Below are 20,178 nucleotides of genomic sequence, written 5' to 3' on the forward strand. Positions count from 1 at the left end.
GTATGCGACGTCGTAGGCAGTCCCAGCAAGATCTTCACAACAAGGAGCGGTGGCTGATTTCCTATGCGGATTTCATAACCCTGCTGTTCGCGTTTTTTGTGGTGATGTATTCGGTGTCCTCGGTGAACCAGGGTAAGTACAAGGTGCTTTCGGAAACCTTGACCGGGGTGTTCAATGCGCCTCAGCGTTCCTTCCAGCCCATCGAGGTGGGCGATCAGCCCCAGCCGTTGGTCAGCGATGCCGTCATTCCACCGCCCGTCTCCGAAGCGCCCCGGAACCCCGAGCGTGAGGCCGAGGTGCGCAGCAGGGCACTCAGTGCCATGGCCGATCAGCTAGCCCTGGAATTTGAAGAGTTGATCGGCCAGGGGGTTATCACCCTGGAATCCAGTGATCGCTGGCTGGAACTGAACCTTCCCAATAGCTTGCTGTTTGGAAGCGGCGATGCCGAGCCGCACTACGATGCCTTCGCCGTGATCGAGAAAATCGCCACGGTGCTGCGCAATCGTGATAACGCGGTAAAGGTCGAAGGGTTCACCGATGACCGGCCCATCAGCAGCCAGCGTTTTCCCTCCAACTGGGAGCTGTCCGCAGCTCGGGCCGCGGCGGTGGTGCGCATGTTGTCGATGGAGGGCATTGAGCCCGAACGATTGGCCGCCGTCGGTTACGGTCGGTTCCAGCCGGTTGCTCGCAACGACACCGACGAGGGCCGTCGTCGTAATCGCCGGGTCGTCCTGTTGATTTCCCGTGATGCCAATGTCCGTGGTGCCATGCGCTGACAGCGCGGATCGGCGGCACTTGCGTATGGCAGCGTTGGCACGGTTCCTGTATTTACTCATGGCAGTATTCTTTCCCGGCAACCGATTGCCGCCGCAGCCTGTTTGCAATGCGTCATCGGTGTTCAAGTTGCCGGGCAAGTGGCCGATAAACCGGAATGCAGCAGCGTTCGTCGCCGCTGCCATGGCGTTTTCTTTGGAGAAACATACGTGCGAATCTGGGCAGTAGCCAATCAGAAAGGTGGTGTTGGCAAAACCACATCCGTGGTGGCGTTGGGCGGCATGCTGGCCGAGCGCGGCAAGCGGGTGCTGGTGGTGGATCTGGATCCGCACGGGTCTCTGACGAGCTGGTTTGGTTACGATCCCGATACCATTGCGCACAGCGTGTTTGATCTGTTCCAGCATCAGGGCAAGGTGCCCGAGGGTCTGTCGGCCCAGCTCATCACCGAAACCAGCTGCCGTGGCCTGTCGCTGCTGCCCGCAAGTACCGCGCTGGCGACGCTGGAGCGTCGGATGGTGGGTGTTGAAGGCATGGGGCTGATTATCTCCCGGGCCCTGGCCCAGCTGTGGGACGATTTTGACTATGTCATTCTCGACAACACCCCCTCGCTCGGCGTGCTGATGGTCAATGCCCTGGCGGCTGCCCAGCATTTGGTCATTCCGGTACAGACCGAGTTTCTCGCCATCAAGGGTCTGGAGCGTATGCTGCATACCTTGAAGATGATCATGCGGTCCCAGAAGAACGAACTGACCTACACCATTGTTCCGACTCTCTACGATCGCCGCACCCAGGCATCGGTGAAGAGTCTGAACCTGTTGCGGAAAACCTACCCGGACACGCTGTGGCGCTTTGCAATACCGGTCGACACCAAATTTCGGGACGCCAGTCAGGCTGGCATAGTCCCTTCGGCCGTGGATGCCACCACCCACGGTGTTCGGGCCTACACCAAACTGCTTGACGATCTTTTGACGCGGACAGGATCGGTCAAGGAGCGTCAGCATGGCTGACGAAAAAATGACAAAGCTGGCGGACCCGGCCAGCGCCATCGCCAATTACCTGGACGATCTGCTGCACACGGCGACGGATTCGGCGCTGCGCGAAGAAGTCAGTGTCGAGGTGCCGGCGCCGGAGAAAAAGGTGAAAGCCCAGCCGATCGAGCAGCCGGTGGCAGCACCGGTTCCAGAGCCAGAGCCAGAGCCAGAGCCAGAGCCAGAGCCAGAGCCAGAGCGGCCCGCACCTCCGGAGCCTGTAATGGCTGAGCCCGAGGTGGAAGTCCGTCATGCACCGGAGCCAAAGCCGGCGGAGCAGGCGCCGCTGGCCCGGCCCGATTGGTCAGAGGCGCCCTTCGAGTGTCTGATTTTTACCGTTGCCGGACTTCAGCTAGCGGTGCCACTGATTTTGTTGGGCGCCATTCATAAGGTTGAGGACGACAGCGAGATCCGGCCGATTCCGGGCAGTCCGCGCTGGTACATGGGTATGCGCCCGGACCGTGATCACAACCTGAGGGTGGTGGACACGGCGGAATGGATCATGGCCGGACGGGTTCCGGAGAATGCCCGGGACAACTATCGGTTTGTCATTCGTCTGGATAACAGCGAGTGGGGCCTGGCCTGCGACGACGTAGCCCAATCGTTCACCCTTCGACCCGACGAAGTGCGCTGGCGAAGCGCGCGCAGCAAGCGGCCCTGGTTGGCCGGAACTGTGATTGATCATATGTGTGCGCTCATTGATGTGCGCACCATGGCCGACCTATTGGTGCGGGCCGAACGCGAACAACATCTGGATCTGAGCTGACGAAAACGTCGGTTACCGATTGAAACCGTGCCACGCTGGCACGGTTTGTGCCCTTAACTATAGTATTGGGCACTGATGATGACTTTTTGACGAACAGGTTGCCCGCCGGGCAGCCACAGAGGAGATACAGTGCTATGGCATCCCCGAGCGGACAACACAATCAGGTCCAGGACGATCAGGTACTGCAGTACGTGACCTTCCGATTGGATGACGAGACCTACGGTCTGGACGTCATGCAGATTCAGGAGGTGCTGAGGTACACGGAGATTGCCCCGGTTCCCGGTGCGCCCGATTACGTGCTCGGCATCATCAATCTGCGGGGTAACGTGGTCACGGTCATCGACACCCGTCGCCGATTTGGTCTGGCGGATGCAGAAGTGACCGACGCAACGCGGATAGTGGTGATGGAATCGGCCAATCAGGTCATGGGAATCCTGGTGGATTCGGTGGCTGAAGTGGTCTACCTGAAGTCCAGCGAGATTGAGACTGCACCGAACGTGGGTAACGAGGAAAGTGCCAAGTTTATCCAGGGCGTGTGCAACAAGGATGGTGAACTGATCATCCTGGTTGAGTTCGACAAAATGCTGTCAGAGAACGAATGGGCGGAAATCTCCGCGCTGTAAAAGAGGGCCTTCGGGTCCACAGTGCCAAAGATGGACGCCTTTCGAGTTAAATCACGGGAGACGTCCGTCATGTTTGCAGAAATTCCTTCCTACCTGCCTTGGGCTATGACCGCTGGTGTTGGTGCGTTGTTGGTCATCCAGGGCTTCGTCCATGGTCGCCAGATCCGGCAACTGAAAGCGTCACTCAAAAACCGCTGCGATACCCTGGGCCGAGAGTTGCATGCCACCACGAGTGGCAGTGTGGGCATCGGCCAACGGCTGGTGGGCTGTGAGCGCCAGTTGCACGAACTTCGCACGACGCTCGATGAAATGCGCCAGAACGACCCCCTGCGCATCTCCTACGACGAGGCCTCGCGCCTGGTGGACCTGGGGGCCGACATTGAGGACCTGATGAACACCTGTGGTATCTCACGCCCGGAAGCGGAGCTGGTCTCAGCTCTGAAGAAGCGGCAGGCGGCGTAAGCGTCGAATGGACGGAAGTCCGGTCGCCGGTTAAGTGGCGGCGGGATCGTCTTTACGGCCGGCGTCTTCGGGCGTGCGGCCGCGGATGTGGAAGGCAAACGCCAGAATTTCGGCAATCACCCGATACAGGCTCTCCGGAATCTCCTCATTCAGCGAGAGCCGGGCCAGGATGCTGGCCAATTCTGCATTTTCGTACAGGGGCACGCCGTGCTCCCGCGCTATTCTGACAATCTCCTGTGCCAGTTCCTCGGTTCCGGTAGCCGCAATCGTGGGCGCCTGCTCACCATCGTATTTCAATGCCACAGCCGCGTGAGTGGGCTGGTGTGACGAACGTTCACTCATGCTCGGGTATCCACCAATCTGTGCTCAAGCCGGGTGACCGAGCCTTCGGGGCTGCCGCGCCGGCATTCCAGGTCGGTCACCTCCAGGCCGAGGTCGGTCAGGCTCTGCCGTAACAAGGGTAGTTCCTCGTTCACCTGGCGCAGAGTGCTTTGTTTTTCCGCCCAGACCCTGGCACTGACCGATTGCTGACGCAACGCCACGTCAAAGTGCAGGGGGCCGGCATCGTCCAGGTCCATGGCCAGTGCCAGTCGCCACTCGCTGGTCGCGGCTTTTTTGGAGTCCCGTTTGTCACTGCGTTCGTCCGGGTGCTGGTCGATGCGCAGCTGCGCCACTTTGGGCTCGTTCTGGGGGGTGACCCAGGGCAGTTCCAGCAACACCGTGCTCAGTGGCGCCGGCGCGTCGCCGGCGCCCCGGGCCGCCAATACCTGGCTGTGCAACTGGTTAACGGTAATCCGGTTGAGCATGCCGGCCAACAGCCGCAGCATCTGGCCCACGGTGGTGGGTTCGCTGGAAGCCGACGCAGGCGAGGGCGTCATGGCCTGGGGGAATTGCAGCGGTGCCTGAACCAGCTCGGGGCTGGCCAGCGGGGTAATGCGGGTGAACTGTTCCGGACCCTGGCCCTGTTGGGCTAGCAGGGCGGTAATCACCCGGCCGATGGCCAGTTTCAGGTCGGGCAGTGCGGCCGAGGGGGTCTGGGCCAGCCGGGACTCGGCAAACACACCACTCTCGGCGATCCACTGTTTAACCTGCTGCAGTGGCTGCTCCTGGCCTCCGCTGCCTGGCTTCAGGCTAGTGGCCGTGGGCAGATTCGCCAGCACCTGCTGAATGCTCTGGCGGGCAGCTTCCGGTAGCGGTTGCGTCACACGAGCAGATGGCAACTGCCCAGGGCTCGGGTCCGGTTTCAGGCCCTGGTTCAGGCTGGCCAGCATCCGGCTCAGGCCGCTCTCCAGGTTTTGTTGCCAGGGCAGGTGTTGGGCCAGCGCCCTGGCGACCACGGTGGCCTGGGCTGGAGCCAGCTTGCCCATCAGTTGAAGTTCGTTGCCGGCCCGCATGATCTTTACCCAGTCGCCTGGCTCCAGCGAGGTTTTGCCAATGGCTGCGTCCACCGTCAGGGATTTGCCGCGCACATCGAGCAACAGTTCCGATCGTTCCCCAGCCTGGCGATTGATCACTTCGGCGACTCTGGCCAATGTGGTTTGCCGGTTGGCCAGCTGCAGCGCATCGAGTTGCTGACGGGCGGAAACCGGTAGATCGGCGACGGCCTTCTGGCTCTCAGCCGTGCTTGAGGGCTGCGGGCTAGAAGAGGGCACGGTAGGCTGGGGCGGCTGTGGGCCAGTCGGTAGTTTCATCGCAATTGGTTTGGTGTCGGGCGATTTGGTATTGGGCAAGAGTAATCCGCCCGGGGTTTCGTTATAATACGCCGCGCCGGCGGGTCTTGCCGTGAAAAAAATCTCTGCACCCGCCTTGTCCGTGTTGAATGCATCCGATGCCGCGTGTGCGCGCATCGTCCTGGTTACGGGGCCCTGATGTCTGAGCCGATCCTACAGGCTACCAATCTGCAGTGTGAACGAGATGAGCGGATGCTGTTCCGTGACCTTTCATTTTCCATACTGCCCGGTACGGTTACCCGTGTCGAGGGGGCAAACGGAACCGGCAAAACCACCTTGCTGAGAATCCTTGCTGGCCTCAACGATGCCTGGTCCGGCGAGCTATTGTGGTGCGGTAAGTCCCGCAGCTGGCATCGCGAGGAATTTCTGCGCAATGTGCTGTACCTTGGGCACCGCCCGGGCATCAAGGCGCTGCTGTCTCCGATGGAGAACCTGCGCGCCCTGGTGGCCGCCCGCCGCCCGGTCGCCGATTCGGTTCTGCGCCAGGCGCTGTCCGGAACCGGACTGGATGGCTTTCACGATGTTCCCTGCCGCCGCCTGTCCGCTGGCCAGCAGCGCCGTGTCGCCCTGGCCCGCTTGCTGATCGCCGACGAACCCCTGTGGCTGCTTGATGAAGTGTTTACCGCCATCGACGCCAAGGGCGTCAGCGCCATTGAGGCATTGCTGCAGCAACGTGCCGCCGAGGGCGGGGCCGTGGTGGTGACCACACACCATGACTTGCAGTTGCCCGGCATGCGCAGCATCAAACTGGGTGAGGTGGCGCCGCAATGAATGCTGAAACCCGTCCACTGATCAAACCCCAGGAATCTGCCGTAAGCACTGTTGCTGCCATGAGGCGGTCTTCAGCCGGGATATGAAAGTGGCCTTCCGTCAGCGCCAGGATCTGCTCAATCCCCTGTTGTTTTTTGTCATGGTGGTGACCCTGTTCCCCCTCGGGGTAAGCCCGGAAGTGTCATTTCTGCGCGAGGCGGGTGCGGGCATTCTGTGGTGGCAGCACTGTTGTCCGTACTGCTGTCGCTGGACCACCTGTTTCGCCATGATTTTGATGATGGCACTCTTGAGCAACTGGTGCTTCAGCCGCAGCCACTGTTCCTGCTGGTGCTGGCGAAAACCCTGGCGCATTGGGTGCTGACCGGCCTGCCTCTGGTGCTGTTGGCGCCGATACTGGGGGTGATGGTGCACCTGGACGGGAACTCCATCGCGGTTTTGTGTCTAACGCTGCTGATCGGAACACCGGTGCTGAGCCTGATCGGCTCCATTGGCGCGGCACTGACCCTGGGCCTGCGCTCAGCCGGTGTGCTCTTGTCTCTGCTGATCATCCCACTGTACATTCCGGTGCTGATCTTTGGCACCGGCACAGTGGCCGCAGCAACGGAGGGCGCTCCGGTCGGGGCATACGTGCCTGATGGGGGCGTTTCTGGTCCTGGCGATAACACTGGCACCATTTGCAGCCGCGGCAGCGCTGAAAATCAGCCTGTCGAACAGCTAGGAATAATTGATGATGTTTAGGGTATCCGTCTGATGTGGCAGATTTTTCATAAACTGGGTTCGCCCAAATGGTTCTTCGGGATCGCATCCCGATTGATGCCGTGGTTGCTGGCGGGCGCACTGGCCTTGCTGGCCGTGGGCCTGGTCTGGGGCCTGGCCTTTGCACCCAAGGATTACCTCCAGGGCAACAGTTACCGGATCATCTTCATTCACGTACCCTCAGCGTTTCTGGCGCAGTCGGTGTATATCATGATGGCGTCGGCCGCGGTGGTGACGCTGGTCTGGCGGATGAAGCTGGCCGATGTCTTCGTCAAAGCGGTTGCTCCGGTTGGCCTGGTGCTGACCTTTCTGGCCCTGTTCACGGGTGCGGTTTGGGGCAAGCCGACCTGGGGTACCTGGTGGATTTGGGATGCCCGGCTTACCTCAATGCTGATCCTGCTGTTTCTTTATGGCGGAGCAATCGCCCTGGATCGGGCCATCAATGATGAAAAATCGGCGGCTCGGGCGGTCGCGGTACTGGTATTGGTCGGGGTGGTAAATATCCCTATCATCAAATACTCCGTGGAATGGTGGAATACCCTGCACCAGCCTGCGACGTTCAAGCTGACCGAAAAACCGTCCATGCCGGCGGAAATGTGGGTGCCTCTGTTGCTGTCGGTCCTGGGCCTGTACCTGCTGTTCGGCTGGCTTGCCTGCCTGCGCATGCAGACAGAAATCCTGGTTCGTGAGCAGCGCACGCGTTGGGTCAAAGAACATGTACTGTCGCGGAGGGCTGGTTAAATGGCATTCGACTCGTTTACCGCGTTCATCGCAATGGAAGGCCACGGTCCTTATGTTTGGGCCTGTTATGGCGTCTTTTTCCTGCTCGTGGCGGCGATGATGGTCTGGTCATGGCGTCGACACCAGGCGGTGCTGAAATCCTGCCGCCGGGTGCACGAAACCGCAGACGACAGCGGACGTGGCTCGGCGCAACCGACACCGGCGACGTTTACCCGGGTAAAAGTTTCCCAAGACTGAATGGCAGATACTGAATGCATCCTATCCGTAAAAAACGACTGACCATCGTTCTGTTTCTGATGGCAGGTATTGCACTGGCGGTCGGTTTGACCACTTATGCGTTGCGCCAGAACATCAATCTGTTCTATGACCCGAGTCAGATCTCCGCCGGAGAAGCACCGGTGGATGTCCGCATCCGCGCCGGTGGCATGGTCGAGGAAGGCTCGGTGGTGCGTGATCCGGAGAGCCTTGAGGTGGAGTTCCGGGTAACCGATTTCAGTGCCTCGGTGCCGGTGGTTTATGTTGCATTCTGCCGGACCTGTTTGCCGAAGGGCAGGGCGTGGTTGCCATGGGTAAGCTGAACGGCGAAGGTCGCTTTGTCGCCGATCAGGTACTGGCGAAACACGATGAGAATTACATGCCACCTGAGGTGGCGGAGGCGTTGGCGAAATCCGCCAAGGCGCGGGGTGAGAACGGTGAGGGCACCGGGACGTCATCCACGTATTGATTATTAAACTACAAACGGCCATGTGGCCAGAGGGCTTTGATGTATCCGGAACTCGGACAGCTCGCACTAATTCTTTCGCTGCTGTTGGCAGTGCTCCTCTCGGTAGTTCCCCTGGTGGGATCGATTGCCGGACGGGATAACCTGCAGGGGTTCGGTCGCCCGCTCGCGACCGGTATGTTTGTTTTTGTCGCCCTGGCGTTCGCGGTGCTCACCCACGCCTTTCTCACAGACGACTTCTCAGTGGCCTACGTGGCTAATAACAGTAACAGTCTGTTGCCTTGGTACTATAAATTCAGTGCGGTCTGGGGCGGCCACGAGGGCTCGCTGCTGTTGTGGATTCTAATGCTGGCGGGCTGGACATTGGCGGTGGCGGTGTTTAGCCGCCGGTTGCCCTCGGTGGTGGTGGCCCAGGTGCTTTCGGTCCTCGGCATGGTCACCGTGGGTTTCATGCTGTTCACTCTGATTACCTCCAACCCTTTTGATCGCCTGCTGCCCAATGTGCCTGCAGACGGTGCTGACCTGAATCCGCTGCTGCAGGATTTCGGCCTGATCGTACACCCACCGATGCTCTACATGGGGTACGTTGGTTTTGCTGTCGCCTTCGCGTTTGCCATTGCCGCACTGATCAATGGTCGTTTGGATGCTGCCTGGGCTCGCTGGACAAGGCCATGGACGACCGTGGCCTGGTCATTTTTGTCACTCGGAATTGCGCTGGGTAGTTGGTGGGCCTACTACGAATTGGGCTGGGGTGGCTGGTGGTTCTGGGATCCGGTCGAGAATGCTTCGCTGCTACCCTGGTTGTCCGGTACCGCACTGATGCATTCCCTGGCGGTGACTGAAAAACGCGGTGTCTTCAAGAGCTGGACCGTTCTGCTGGCCATTGTCACCTTTGCGCTCAGCTTGCTTGGAACCTTCCTGGTGCGTTCCGGTGTGCTGACCTCGGTGCATGCCTTCGCTTCTGATCCCGAGCGTGGTGTGTTCCTGCTGGCACTGCTGGCGGTGACCGTCATTGCCAGCCTGACGCTTTACGCATTCCGGGCACCGGTGGTGCATGTTCGTGCCAGGTACGGATCAATGTCCCGGGAAATCTTCCTGCTGCTGAACAACGTGATGTTGGTTTCCGCCACGCTGCTGGTGGCTATTGGCACCCTGTATCCGCTGGTGCTCGATTACCTGGAGATGGGCAAGCTGTCTATCGGCGAGCCGTTCTTCAACATCACCTTCAGCCCCCTGGCGGTCGCAACCGGCCTGCTGATGGGCGCGGGTATCTTCTCCCGCTGGAAGAAAACCGATGGCGGCTGGCTTGGTCGCAAGCTGTTGTGGCCGCTGGCGATCAGCCTGGTGGCTACTGCTGCGGTACTGGTTGGTTACGGAGCTTTACGCCTTGGGCTTTTGCCGGAATTTTCACCGCCATGTGGGTCGCCGTGGCGACCTTCTGGGACCTCTGGGAAAAGTCCGCGTCACGCAAAGGGCGCCTGCATGGCCTGAAACGCCAGTCGCGCAGCTACTACGGGATGGTGTTGGGTCATTTGGGCCTGGCCATCGTCATGGCCGGTGCCACTGTTGTGTCCAATTATGGCATCGAGCGAGATGTTCGTATGGTGCCGGGTGATGTGGCCACTGTGGGCGATTACCAGTTTGTATTCCGGGATATCGGTGAGCGCCGGGGTGCCAACTTTACCGCCCAGTACGGCAGCTTTGATGTGCTGGTGGACGGTGAGAAGATCGCCGACCTGCACCCGGAGAAGCGTCAGTACTCTGTGGGTATGAGCGTGATGACCGAGGCGGATATCGACGCCGGTCTGTTCCGCGACATCTTTGTAGCTGTCGGCGAGCGGATTTCGGACAACGCCTGGGCTATTCGGTTGCAGTACAAGCCGCTGGTGCGCTGGCTTTGGTTAGGCGCCATTTTCATGGCAGCCGGTGGCTTCCTGGCCATTTCCGATCGACGCTACCGGGTGCGTGAACGCTCGGCCCAGAAAGCAACGACAGGTGCCCGCCCTGGCACCGCGACTGAATCCGCAGGAGCAGTGTCATGAAGCGTTTTTTACTGTTTTTGCCGCTGCTGATTGCCGTGGTGTTGGGCGTGGTGCTGTTCGCTGGCATCGGCAAAGATCCCACCAAACTGGAATCGGCGCTGATCGGCAAGCCTGTTCCGGCGTTCAGTCTGAAGGATCTGAATACTCCGGAGACTCAGCTCAACGAAACCCTGTTCAAGGGCAAGGTGCAGTTGCTGAACGTGTGGGGCACCTGGTGTCCGGCCTGTCGTGACGAGCACGACGACCTGATGTGGTTGGCCGAGGACGAGGGCGTGTCCATCGTTGGTCTGAACTACAAGGACAACCGGGATGATGCCCTGGTCTGGCTGGACCGTCTCGGCAATCCCTACAGCACATCAATCTACGATCCCGGGGTACCCTGGGTTTTGATCTGGGCGTCTATGGTGCGCCGGAGACCTTCGTCATTGATGAGCAGGGTGTGGTGCGCTATCGCCATGTTGGCGTGGTTAATGAGAAGGTCTGGCAGGAGACCCTGCTGCCGGTGATCAACGATATCCGGGAGAATGGCTGATGTCCCGCTTTGCCCTCGTTGCCGTGCTGCTGTTGCTGGCCCCCATGGCCAGCGCGCAGGTGACCGATGTCTATAACTTTGAGACCACACAGCAAGAGCAGCGCTTCCAGGATCTGATTGATGAACTGCGTTGCCCGAAGTGTCAGAACCAGAACATTGCCGACTCCAACTCGCCCATCTCCAAGGACATGCGCGCCGAGGTTTATCGCCGAATGCGCGCGGGCGAGAGTAATGATCAAATCGTCGATGCTCTGGTAGATCGCTTTGGCGAATTCATTCTGTACCGGCCCCAGGTCGAAAAACGTACCATTCTGCTGTGGGCAACCCCGGCCATTGCCGTACTCGGCGGTCTGCTGGTGGTGATCGGTGTCATTGTGCGCTCCCGGCGCCAGACTGACGAGACACCGGAACTGACGGCTGAAGAGAAAGCCCGCGTGGCTAGGATTCTTGCAGAGGACGATCAGGACAATCGGGCCTGATTCTTTTCTCTGCGCTGCACTCATGACTGAACCTGTGACGATATCTCCATGACTGAAACCTTCTGGATTGCCGCAACGGTACTCATCATCCTGGCCCTTGCGTTTGTGTTGTATCCGGTGCTTTTTCACAGCTCAGCGGCGAGAGAGCGAGCTGACTTCAGAAACCAGAACCTGATGGCCTATCGCAGCCGGATGAAGGAACTGGATGCCGAATACGAGGCCGGGATACTGGACGACGACAACTACCGGCAGCTGAAAGAGGAGCTCGCCGGCGCCATGCTCGACGACGTCCCGGATGAGACGGTGATGGGGCCCGCCCTGAGCGGCCGCAAAAGCGCCATTGCCGTGGGTTTGATGGCCATTCTGCTGGTGCCTGCTGCGACCTATTATCTTTACCAGGAGTGGGGCGCCATGGATGACGTAGAACAGCTCATCACTATGCAGGCCATGGGGCAGACTGACAGCGCCCGCCAGAACCAGATGGCTGAACTGGCAGAACAGCTCCGGGAAAAGCTCGAGGCCAGCCCCGACAATCCCGATGGCTGGGCCATGCTGGGACAGAGCTACATGCGTCTGGAGCAGTATCCGGCTGCGGCCTCGGCCTTCCGCCGTCTTTCGGAATACGCGCCCAATGAAAACGCCCGCGCCGTCGCGCTGGGTCTGGCTGCACAGGCCCAGTTCTTTGACAGTCGGGGCGCTATGACCGCTGAGGTGAGGGCGGCCATTGAGGCGGCCCGCGAACTGAATCCCGACGAGGTGAACGCCTGGGCCTGCTGGCATTCACGCCTTCAGCCAGGAAAACTACCGGGAAGCGATCAAGTACTGGGAGCGCATTGTCGCGGTGGCGCCGGATCATCCTCAACTGGCTTCGATTCAGGGTGGTATTCAGGAAGCCTACGGTCGTCTGGGTGAAACGCCACCCACTTTCGAGACTGCGGAGCCGAGGGCCCGGGTGTGACTGTCCGGGTGAGCTTGTCCGAGGCGTTTCGGGATCAGGTTCCGGAGGACACCGTGCTGTTTGTGTTCGCCCGTGGTCAAGGTGGTGCCGGTGGCCCGCCCCTGGCGATTACCCGACTGACCGCAGACGCCCTGCCGGCTGAGGTGCGCCTGGATGACAGCAAGTCGATGTCGCCGGAGGCGAAAATCTCCAGCGCCGAGGCGGTCATGGTGACGGCCCGCCTGAGCCGCTCAGGCAACGCCATCGCCCAGCCCGGAGACTGGCAGGGAAGCCTGGAAGTGCCGGCCGCGGTTAGTGAAGAGGAGGGCGAGCCGGTCGAGTTGGTGATCGACCAGCAGCTCACTCAGTAACGGAAAGTCTCTCGAGAGAGTCTTATTGAAAAGGAGCCCCGGATAATCAGAACCGGCTTCGCCACACCTACGCCGACAGGCTGTCGGGATACAGTGGCGGCAGCTCGGAACCCAGGGGCTCTTCCGACTTGCGCTGCTCACGCACCTGTTGCAGCGCTTTCGCCAGGGCACGGCCGTCCCAATTCTCTGCAGTATCAGCGCCCGGTGCGAACAGGCGAGCCTGCAGGCGCCGCAGTTCGGCGCTCAGGGTGGCATTATTCAACCCCGCCAACACCTCCGACGCGGTCTTGAAGTTCTGTCCGGCAAAGCGCTGGTTCGCCCACTGCACCAGCAGCGCCGGGGTGGAGGCCGATCCCTTGCGGGCGGCTTGGATCAGTTGCTCGAACAGCTTGTTTTCCCGATGGTCCGGTTCAGCCGGCGCTGACTCGAACCGATTACCCGCGGTTCGGGCTCGCCACCACAACACCAGAGTGGCCAGCCAGAGTGCAGCCAGTACCAGGCTCAGCCATTGCCAGCCAGATGCGTCACCGTCCGAAGTTCTGGCTCAGAAGTGCCAGAGGCGCCTGTGTCGTTATCGGTGCTGGAAGGCGTGGCTTGTGATGCCGTTTGCGCTGAGGCACCGCCCACCTGCAAGGTCTTGGCCGGAATGATGGCAACCTGCTCGCTGTCGGTGGTGGTATCCCACCAGGTGATCCGCATTTCGGGCAGGGTCAGCGGGCCGGATTGTACCGGCACCAGGGCACGGGTCTGGCTCAGGCTCGAGGCGAGCCCGGCCGGTGTGATGTCGGTTTTCCGTTCCGGTGCCTCGGGGTAACTGCGCAGGCCTTCCGGAGCAAGTTCCGGCAGCGGAGGCAAAGCTTCGGCCGGCAGGCCTGCCGCCCGCAGGGTGATGTTGCGGGTCAGGTTTTCGCCGGTTTCCACCTGCAGGGATTCGGGCAGGCCGCTCTCTTCCAATGTCAGGGCGCTGGCGGGCAGCCAGGTATCACCGGTGTAGCTGGCGGGGACATCGTTCACCGGAACAGGATAGAGTTGCTCGCTGTCGCGCAGGAAAATCAGTTTGCCGCTGGCATCGCGGGCCTGTCCTTCAAATTCGATCGGAGGCAGGGTCAGTTCGCCCGGTTGTTGCGGAAACAGTGCATAGCGGCGTTCCACCACCCGGTAACGGACACCATCGCGGTAGCGGGAGTATTCCCGCTGTTTGCCCAGGGGCTCGATGATGGCATCCGGGTGGTCCGGCTCCGACAATTCGCCGCGCACCAGGTTGCCGCTGAAGAACAGGCGGATGGTCATGGTCAGTTGTTCCTGCACATAGACCTCCGCCTTGTCGGCCGATAACTCGATGAAGCTGTCCCGGCTGGCGGCCGCTTTCTGGTCCGGTGGGCTTCCGCTCACCACCTGGATGTTGACCGGTTTCGAGGTCGAGTCCTTGAAGCTGAGTGACGGAATGGTCAGCTTGCCGCTGCGCTGGGGCGCCAGCTGATAGGTCCAGGTGATCTCACCCACCATGTCATTGTTCACGGTGCGAATGCTGTAGCGCTGGTTCTTGCCCAGTATCTCGAACGCCGGTTCCACCTTTTCGATGTCGGGCGAGGGCAGGTTGGACAGGTCCAGATTGAAGAGATTGCTCAGGTTGATGTCCAGTTTCATCGACCCGGTCACGGTCAGGGTCAGCACTTCGCCTTCATAAAGCCGAGTGCGGTCTGGTTCGACCTTGAGTTCCCCGGCGTGGAGAAAGGTGGCCATCGCCATCAGAACCAATACGCGAATGGCAGAGATCACTAGCCGGTTTACCATGGTGTATCGCCTCATCGGATGGTGTCTGGCGTTCCTGATACTGCTGCAGGAATTTCCGCTTCAGCAGGCCGCCGGGATTATCCGGAACCCGTCGCAGCCATTGTTCCTGGCCCTGGGACAGGGGCTGCTCGGAAATCTGGGCCGGTGCTTCAACTTGCCCGCTGCCGTCGGTGCCGTCACCGGATTGCGCCTGCTGCTGTTGTTCGGGCCCAGTGTTGTCCTGGGAGTCGCTGGCATTGCTGTCGGTCTCGTTGGAGCCGTTATTGGATGATGGCTCCGACGGCTGGCCCGGGTCCTGGCTGTTCTCGGATTGGCCGGATTCCTGGGGTTGCTCCTGGCCTTGATCGCCGGGGGACTGATCGGACGAGCCGTTTTGCGAATCACCATTCTGTTGCTGTTGCGATTGCTGTGACTGGTCCTGGCCTTGTTGCTGGTCCTGCTGTTGCTGTTGATCGAGTAGCTGTCTGACCAGTTCCCGGTTCTCGCGGGCGTCTGTCATGCCAGGGTCTTGTTCAAGGGCCTGATCGTAGGCGGCCAGCGCCTGTTCCAACTGGCCGGCCCGGGCCAGGGCATTGCCCCGGTTGTAGTCTGCTCGTGCGCCCTCGGCGGCGGAAAAGGCCTCTGCGGCCTGTTCGAACTGCTCCGAACGGTACAGCGCACTGCCGCGCCATTCCGGATCGTCCAGGCGGCTGGCGGCGTCGGCCGGGTTCTCACGGATCAGCTTCGGCGCCCGCTGGTCTTCCCGTTGCCAGAGTTCTCCCCAGTCCATGGCCTGGGCCGGCTGAGGTGTGAGTGGCAGCACGGTGAGGGCAAGGACGGTAAAGGCGCCACGGCGCCAGCCTAGCAATAATAGCGGTAGCACCAGCCAGAGCAGCCAGTAGCCGTCATCCTCCAGCGGTTCACCGTCAGGCCAGAGTCGGTTTCCTGCCAATCGTCGCTCTCTGTGGGTTCCAGCTTCAGGGCCTGGATATCGCCTTCATCCAGGGTGAGTCGCTCGCTTGCGCCCCCGTTCTGCTGGGCCAGACTGGCCAGGGATTCGGAGTTGGCGCGGGTGATGACGATATCGCCGTTTTCGCGGATAAAACCGCGCTTGGCCAGGGGAATAGGGCCACCTTGTTCGGTGCCCACCACCAGGGTATCCAGGGACAGGTCGGTGCCTTCCAGGGTTTGCGAAATGGCGGCGTGGTAGCGTTTGGGCACATCGTCGGTGATCAGCAGGATCCGGCCCTGGCCCGGCGCACCCTGTTGCAGCAGATCGCGGGCGCGGGCAATGGCAAGATCGGCCCTGTTGCCCGGGGCCGGCATGATCACCGGTTCCAGGACATCCAGCATGCCTTCGATGGTTTTGCCGTCGTCGGTCAGCGGTGCAACCACGTGGGCGTCGGCGGCGAACACGATCAGGCCGTTCAGGCTGCCCTCACGGGCGTCCAGAATATCGCGGATCTTGCGTTTGGCCAGGGTCAGCCGATTTGGTTCAAGGTCGGTGGCGAGCATCGACAGCGACAGGTCCAGCACGATAACCAGGCTATCTCCGGGCTGTTTTAGCGGCGTGGGTGCCTCGCGCCAGGCGGGACCGGCAAGGGCAATGGACAGGGCGATCACCGCCAGGGACACCGGTAGCATCGGCGATCGCTGCTGTTTGCCGGAGCTGCCGTCGTGGCGGATAACGGGCGTCAACAGTCGTTCAGGAATGATCCGGGCCCAGCCGCTGTCGCCAAGACGCAGGTGCCGGAGGGTGAACACCAGGATGGGCAGGCTCAGTATCAGCAGCAGCCAGAACGGACGGAGAAAATGGAAATCAGCCATCGGTTTCCCTCCTCACTGTCGGCTGGCCAAACTTCACCAGCGAAGAGCCGTGGCGGAGCAGTAGCAGGACCAGCCATAGCAATGCTGCCAGGCCCGCCGGCCAGGCAAAGAGTTCGGTGACCGGTCGGTAGAGCTTGCCCTCCAGTTCAATTGGCTCGAGCTGGTTGATGCTTTCGTAAATCAGTTCCAGTTCCGGCAGGCTGCGGGCCCGGAAGTAGCGGCCGCCCGTCTGCTCGGCCATGCGGGTCAAGAGCGCCTCGTCCAGATCCCGCGATGGATTCACCCGCCGCGAGCCCAGAAAGCCGCGCTGAACCATGGATTCGGCGCCGATACCGATGGTGTAGAGGCGGACACTGGCGGCTTGGCAATCTCGGTGGCTTTGTCCGGGGTGATTTCACCGGCGGTGTTGGCACCGTCGGTAAGCAGGATAACCACTCGCTGGTCCTGTGGCCGTTCCCGCAGCCGCTTGATCGATAAGCCCACCGCGTCGCCGATGGCGGTGGCACGGCCGGCCATACCCAGGCCCGATTCCCGCATCAGGTCTTCACGGTGGCCAGGTCAAAGGTCAGAGGCACCTGCACGTAGGGTTGAGTGCCAAACAGGATGAGCCCGAGGCGATCACCTTTGCGCTGGCTAATGAAATCATCCAGCACCACTTTTACCGCCTGCAGCCGATTTATGCTGCGGCCCTGAATGACCATGTCCTGTTCGTCCATACTCGGGGAGATGTCCACCACCAGCATCAGGTCGCGACCGGATACCGGTAGTTGTACCTGCTCGCCAACATGCTGTGGTCGCGCCAGCGCCACCACCAACAGACACCAGATCACGAACAACAGGGATTTCTGCCATAAAGGAGTGGCGCTGCCATGACGCTGACGCCGGGCAGGTCAGACAACCAGTGACCAACCGGCAGCATGGGTGCGTCCACGGCATGTCCCGCGGGCCGCCGCCATTGCAACAGCAGCGGTACCAGCACCAAAAGCATCAGCCAGGGATAAGCCAGACTCACCATGCCTGACCTCCCAGCCAGGAGCGGGCAAACTCCATGGCCTGTCGGGGGTCGGCGCTGGCCTTGGGTTGCCAGCTGCTGTGCACAATGGCTTCAACGATAGGCCGTGAAGCAATGCGATCCTTGGGTGCCGTCGCCAGTAAAAACGCTACCCAGGCCTCGCCACTCAGGGATTCTGGGTGTTTGTCCGGATACCGCTGGCGCGCCGCGCGTTTCAGCAGGCTGTTCAACTGGGCAAACCACTGGGGTTCCGGACTGGCCTGATGCTCCAGGCCAGACAGTTCGGCCTTGGCCAGGCGTAGCCAGCGGTTACGACGACGACGGCGATGTAAGAGCCAGACCAGTCCGGCAAGCGCCAGTAATACAAGCAGGGCCAGTAACCACCAGCCCGGTGCCGGTGGCCAGAAGCCGCCCGTTGCCGGCAGGTGAATGTCTTTTAGTTGGCTTAGCGGATCTTGCGGGTTCATCCGATCCGGCCTCCCGGCCCCAGCAGGGCTTTCATTGCCACCGCAGGTTCTTCGCCGGTCGAAACCATGGCGGAGGCCACGCCCGAGGTGCGGAAACAATGTTCCAGGCGAGCCTCATGGGCATCCACCTTGCGTTGCCAGGCTTGTTGGAAACGGGCATTTGCGGCATCAAACCAGACCGGGCCTTCGGGACCGGCAACTGCAAAGCGCCCGCTACTGGGCAGCTCGCGCTCAAGGGGGTCCACGATGCGGATGGCACTGACAGAATTGTGACGGGCCAGGGCACCAAGCAGGGTTGGGGTGTCTTCAGTAATGCCGAGGAAATCGCTGATCACGAAAATGCGACTGCCGGTGTGAGCTACCCGCCGGGCTTCGGCGAGCGCCTGGTCGAGGCCATTGGCGGCGGAGGCTTCGGATGTGGTTTCGGGTTGGGCACCCGGCTGTTGCTGATGTTCAGCCAGGGTATCCAGCAGGCGCAGCACCGATTTCTTGCGCCGGGCCGGGCGCAGCACCCTCAACGAGCGCTGGTTGAAGACAATGCCGCCCACCTGGTCACCAGCCAGAGCGCCAGCCAAGCCAGCAGGCTGGCAACCTGCGCCGACCGCACCTGTTTGTAGGCGCCGGTACTGGCAAAGAACAGGGTCGGGCCCAGATCACAGAGCAGCAGCACCGGGCGTTCCCGTTCTTCCTCATACAGCTTGGTGTGGGGCGCTTGCCGCCGTGCGGTCACGCGCCAGTCGATGCTGCGGATGTCGTCACCGGGCTGGTACTGGCGGACCTCCGCGAAAGCCATGCCCCGGCCCCGCTGTGGTGACTGCTGCAAACCGGCCTGGCGGGTTTTCACCGGGCGGGCCGACGGCAGCTTCAACGCACGGGCATCCGCCTGCAGGCGGATCAGGTCCGGCAGACTGATGTGGGTTAGAGCGTCGGAGTCAGCATGGTGGCGGTGTCAGTCTGTCGCATCGGTGGAGATCATCAGGAGGTGACCGGTACTCGCTCAATCAGGCGTTCGATAACCGCGTCGGCGGTCATGCCCTCGGCCTCGGCTTCGAAGGTCAGCAGAATCCGGTGCCTGAGCACATCAAAGGCCATGGCCCGGACATCGTCCGGGGTCACGTAGTCGCGGCCGTCGAGCCAGGCAGGGCACGGACACTCGTGTGATCAGGAAAAAGGGGCTGAATTATTCAGCCCCTTTTTCTGTTTCAGTCGCGATGCTTGTGCCCGACCCGGTCAAACAGGATGCCTGTTGACAGGGTTGGGTATTATGCATACAATGCGGCTCCTTTTTTTGAAGGTCGGCTAACAAGTAGCTGCTACGAGTGGAGTTTGGTGCATCATGCAAAGCCAAAAAATTCGAATCCGGTTGAAGGCGTTTGATTATCGCCTGATCGACCAGTCCACACAGGAGATCGTCGATACCGCGAAGCGGACCGGCGCTCAGGTGCGTGGACCTATCCCTCTGCCGACGCGGAAGGAAAAGTACACCATTCTGGTTTCTCCGCACGTCAACAAAGACGCGCGCGACCAGTATGAAATTCGTACGCATAAGCGTTTGCTCGACATCGTTGAGCCGACGGAAAAGACAGTAGATGCTTTGATGAAGTTGGACCTGGCAGCAGGTGTAGACGTTCAGATCAGCCTCGGCTAATACCGCCAGGTATTAGTCTGTGTAACTGTCATAAGGCCATAGAGGGTGCGAGCCCCGTACACTTAAGAGGTGAAACATGGCAATTGGTGTTGTCGGTCGTAAGGCCGGTATGACCCGTATTTTTACGGAAGATGGGCAGGCACTGCCCGTAACGGTAATCGAGGTTGAACCTAACCGGATTACCCAACTTAAAACTCTTGAAAGCGATGGTTACCGTGCCGTTCAGGTCACTGTAGGCGCCCGTCGTTCCTCACGTGTAACCAAGAGTGAAGCTGGTCACTATGCTAAGGCGGGCGTTGAAGCCGGTCGTGGTATGTGGGAATTCCGTCTGGCTGAAGGCGAGGGTGAAGACCTGGCCGCCGGCGGCGAGATCACAGCTTCAATCTTTGAAGACGGTCAGGTGGTTGACGCCATCGGTCGGTCCAAAGGTAAGGGTTTTCAGGGCGGCGTAAAGCGTTGGAATTTCTCCATGCAAGACGCTACCCACGGTAACTCCCTCTCTCACCGTGCTCCGGGCTCCATTGGTCAGAACCAGACTCCGGGTAAGGTATTCAAAGGCAAGAAGATGGCGGGCCAGATGGGTAACGCGCAGGTAACTGTGCAGAACCTGAAAATTGTCCGTGTCGACGCCGAGCGCAACCTGCTGCTGGTGAGTGGTGCCGTACCCGGTGCTACTGGCGGCGACGTTGTCATCAAGCCTGCAGTTAAAGCCTGAGGA

At 60.7% G+C, this 20,178-nt stretch carries 18 protein-coding genes and 8 pseudogenes; 16 read left to right on the top strand and 10 right to left on the bottom strand.

The genetic code is table 11. The annotated features are described in order from the left end of the window. The first annotated feature begins 2 nt into the window (after window positions 1-2). From motD to AU14_RS12850, 5 genes are all read left to right on the top strand, one after another. Window positions 3-776, top strand: a complete 774-nt coding sequence (gene motD / locus AU14_RS12830) for a flagellar motor protein MotD (protein WP_041341389.1) — start codon at window positions 3-5, stop codon at window positions 774-776. Window positions 777-983: 207 nt separating this feature from the next. After that, window positions 984-1,781: a ParA family protein gene (locus AU14_RS12835; RefSeq protein ID WP_041341392.1), complete on the top strand. Its 798-nt coding sequence runs from the start codon at window positions 984-986 to the stop codon at window positions 1,779-1,781. Further along, window positions 1,774-2,568, top strand: a complete 795-nt coding sequence (locus tag AU14_RS12840; protein WP_041341403.1) for a chemotaxis protein CheW — start codon at window positions 1,774-1,776, stop codon at window positions 2,566-2,568. Before AU14_RS12835 ends, AU14_RS12840 begins: the two co-directional genes overlap by 8 nt. 134 nt (window positions 2,569-2,702) lie before the next feature. After that, window positions 2,703-3,191: a chemotaxis protein CheW gene (locus tag AU14_RS12845; RefSeq protein WP_041341406.1), complete on the top strand. Its 489-nt coding sequence runs from the start codon at window positions 2,703-2,705 to the stop codon at window positions 3,189-3,191. Between the two features lie 69 nt (window positions 3,192-3,260). Next, on the top strand, window positions 3,261-3,653 hold the full coding sequence (locus tag AU14_RS12850; protein ID WP_041341408.1) for a DUF2802 domain-containing protein: 393 nt from the start codon (window positions 3,261-3,263) through the stop codon (window positions 3,651-3,653). Window positions 3,654-3,683: 30 nt separating this feature from the next. Here AU14_RS12850 and AU14_RS12855 read toward each other — a convergent pair whose 3' ends face one another. Continuing rightward, window positions 3,684-3,995: an EscU/YscU/HrcU family type III secretion system export apparatus switch protein gene (locus AU14_RS12855; RefSeq protein WP_041341410.1), complete on the bottom strand. Its 312-nt coding sequence runs from the start codon at window positions 3,993-3,995 to the stop codon at window positions 3,684-3,686. Beyond that, the gene (gene fliK / locus AU14_RS12860) at window positions 3,992-5,383 is read right to left on the bottom strand and encodes a flagellar hook-length control protein FliK (protein ID WP_236744063.1); all 1,392 of its coding nucleotides are present in this window, start codon (window positions 5,381-5,383) and stop codon (window positions 3,992-3,994) included. Before fliK ends, AU14_RS12855 begins: the two co-directional genes overlap by 4 nt. 138 nt (window positions 5,384-5,521) lie before the next feature. Between fliK and ccmA the strand changes: the two genes are divergently transcribed. From ccmA to ccmI, 9 genes and pseudogenes are all read left to right on the top strand, one after another. Then, window positions 5,522-6,154 carry a cytochrome c biogenesis heme-transporting ATPase CcmA gene (gene ccmA / locus AU14_RS12865; RefSeq protein WP_041341412.1) on the top strand — a complete coding sequence of 211 codons (633 nt, stop codon included), beginning with the start codon at window positions 5,522-5,524 and terminating at the stop codon, window positions 6,152-6,154. 82 nt (window positions 6,155-6,236) lie between these two features. After that, window positions 6,237-6,892, top strand: a pseudogene (gene ccmB, locus AU14_RS12870) (heme exporter protein CcmB). A 12-nt stretch (window positions 6,893-6,904) separates the two neighbouring features. Beyond that, window positions 6,905-7,651: a heme ABC transporter permease CcmC gene (ccmC, locus tag AU14_RS12875; protein WP_041341414.1), complete on the top strand. Its 747-nt coding sequence runs from the start codon at window positions 6,905-6,907 to the stop codon at window positions 7,649-7,651. After that, window positions 7,652-7,888, top strand: coding sequence for a heme exporter protein CcmD (gene ccmD, locus AU14_RS12880; RefSeq protein ID WP_041341416.1), 237 nt, complete (start codon window positions 7,652-7,654; stop codon window positions 7,886-7,888). A 14-nt stretch (window positions 7,889-7,902) separates the two neighbouring features. Next, window positions 7,903-8,375 (top strand): annotated as a pseudogene (gene ccmE / locus AU14_RS12885) (cytochrome c maturation protein CcmE). Between the two features lie 39 nt (window positions 8,376-8,414). Further along, window positions 8,415-10,414 (top strand): annotated as a pseudogene (locus tag AU14_RS12890) (heme lyase CcmF/NrfE family subunit). Then, window positions 10,411-10,946: pseudogene (locus tag AU14_RS12895) on the top strand (DsbE family thiol:disulfide interchange protein). The pseudogenes AU14_RS12890 and AU14_RS12895 overlap by 4 nt, the downstream one beginning before the upstream one ends. After that, window positions 10,946-11,425, top strand: a complete 480-nt coding sequence (locus AU14_RS12900) for a cytochrome c-type biogenesis protein (RefSeq protein ID WP_041341418.1) — start codon at window positions 10,946-10,948, stop codon at window positions 11,423-11,425. Before AU14_RS12895 ends, AU14_RS12900 begins: the two are co-directional and overlap by 1 nt. 48 nt (window positions 11,426-11,473) lie before the next feature. Further along, window positions 11,474-12,733: pseudogene (gene ccmI, locus AU14_RS12905) on the top strand (c-type cytochrome biogenesis protein CcmI). 67 nt (window positions 12,734-12,800) lie between these two features. Here ccmI and AU14_RS21770 read toward each other — a convergent pair. The 8 genes and pseudogenes from AU14_RS21770 to AU14_RS19390 all read right to left on the bottom strand — a co-directional run. Then, window positions 12,801-13,199 (bottom strand): BatD family protein, encoded by a 399-nt coding sequence (locus tag AU14_RS21770; protein ID WP_236744064.1) that lies wholly within the window; start codon window positions 13,197-13,199, stop codon window positions 12,801-12,803. A 35-nt stretch (window positions 13,200-13,234) separates the two neighbouring features. Continuing rightward, the gene (locus tag AU14_RS12910; RefSeq protein WP_236744065.1) at window positions 13,235-14,527 is read right to left on the bottom strand and encodes a BatD family protein; all 1,293 of its coding nucleotides are present in this window, start codon (window positions 14,525-14,527) and stop codon (window positions 13,235-13,237) included. Then, the gene (locus AU14_RS23435) at window positions 14,415-15,458 is read right to left on the bottom strand and encodes a tetratricopeptide repeat protein (RefSeq protein ID WP_330217900.1); all 1,044 of its coding nucleotides are present in this window, start codon (window positions 15,456-15,458) and stop codon (window positions 14,415-14,417) included. The genes AU14_RS12910 and AU14_RS23435 overlap by 113 nt, the downstream gene beginning before the upstream one ends. Beyond that, on the bottom strand, window positions 15,368-16,333 hold the full coding sequence (locus AU14_RS23440; protein ID WP_330217901.1) for a vWA domain-containing protein: 966 nt from the start codon (window positions 16,331-16,333) through the stop codon (window positions 15,368-15,370). Before AU14_RS23440 ends, AU14_RS23435 begins: the two co-directional genes overlap by 91 nt. After that, window positions 16,326-17,348: pseudogene (locus AU14_RS12920) on the bottom strand (VWA domain-containing protein). The gene AU14_RS23440 and the pseudogene AU14_RS12920 overlap by 8 nt, the downstream one beginning before the upstream one ends. Then, entirely contained in the window at window positions 17,342-17,812 is a 471-nt protein-coding gene (locus tag AU14_RS12925; protein WP_041341419.1) for a DUF4381 domain-containing protein, read from the bottom strand. The pseudogene AU14_RS12920 and the gene AU14_RS12925 overlap by 7 nt, the downstream one beginning before the upstream one ends. Next, window positions 17,809-18,605: pseudogene (locus tag AU14_RS23445) on the bottom strand (DUF58 domain-containing protein). Before AU14_RS23445 ends, AU14_RS12925 begins: the two are co-directional and overlap by 4 nt. A gap of 182 nt (window positions 18,606-18,787) precedes the next feature. After that, window positions 18,788-18,952 (bottom strand): annotated as a pseudogene (locus AU14_RS19390) (AAA family ATPase); the annotation flags it as partial. A gap of 196 nt (window positions 18,953-19,148) precedes the next feature. On the opposite strand from AU14_RS19390, the gene rpsJ reads away from it, so the two are divergent. Then, on the top strand, window positions 19,149-19,460 hold the full coding sequence (gene rpsJ / locus AU14_RS12935) for a 30S ribosomal protein S10 (protein WP_041341420.1): 312 nt from the start codon (window positions 19,149-19,151) through the stop codon (window positions 19,458-19,460). Between the two features lie 76 nt (window positions 19,461-19,536). Continuing rightward, complete coding sequence (gene rplC, locus AU14_RS12940) at window positions 19,537-20,175, top strand: 50S ribosomal protein L3 (RefSeq protein ID WP_041341423.1); 639 nt, start codon at window positions 19,537-19,539, stop codon at window positions 20,173-20,175. Window positions 20,176-20,178: the final 3 nt, after the last annotated feature.

This window comes from Marinobacter similis, from assembly GCF_000830985.1.
GTDB lineage: Bacteria > Pseudomonadota > Gammaproteobacteria > Pseudomonadales > Oleiphilaceae > Marinobacter > Marinobacter similis.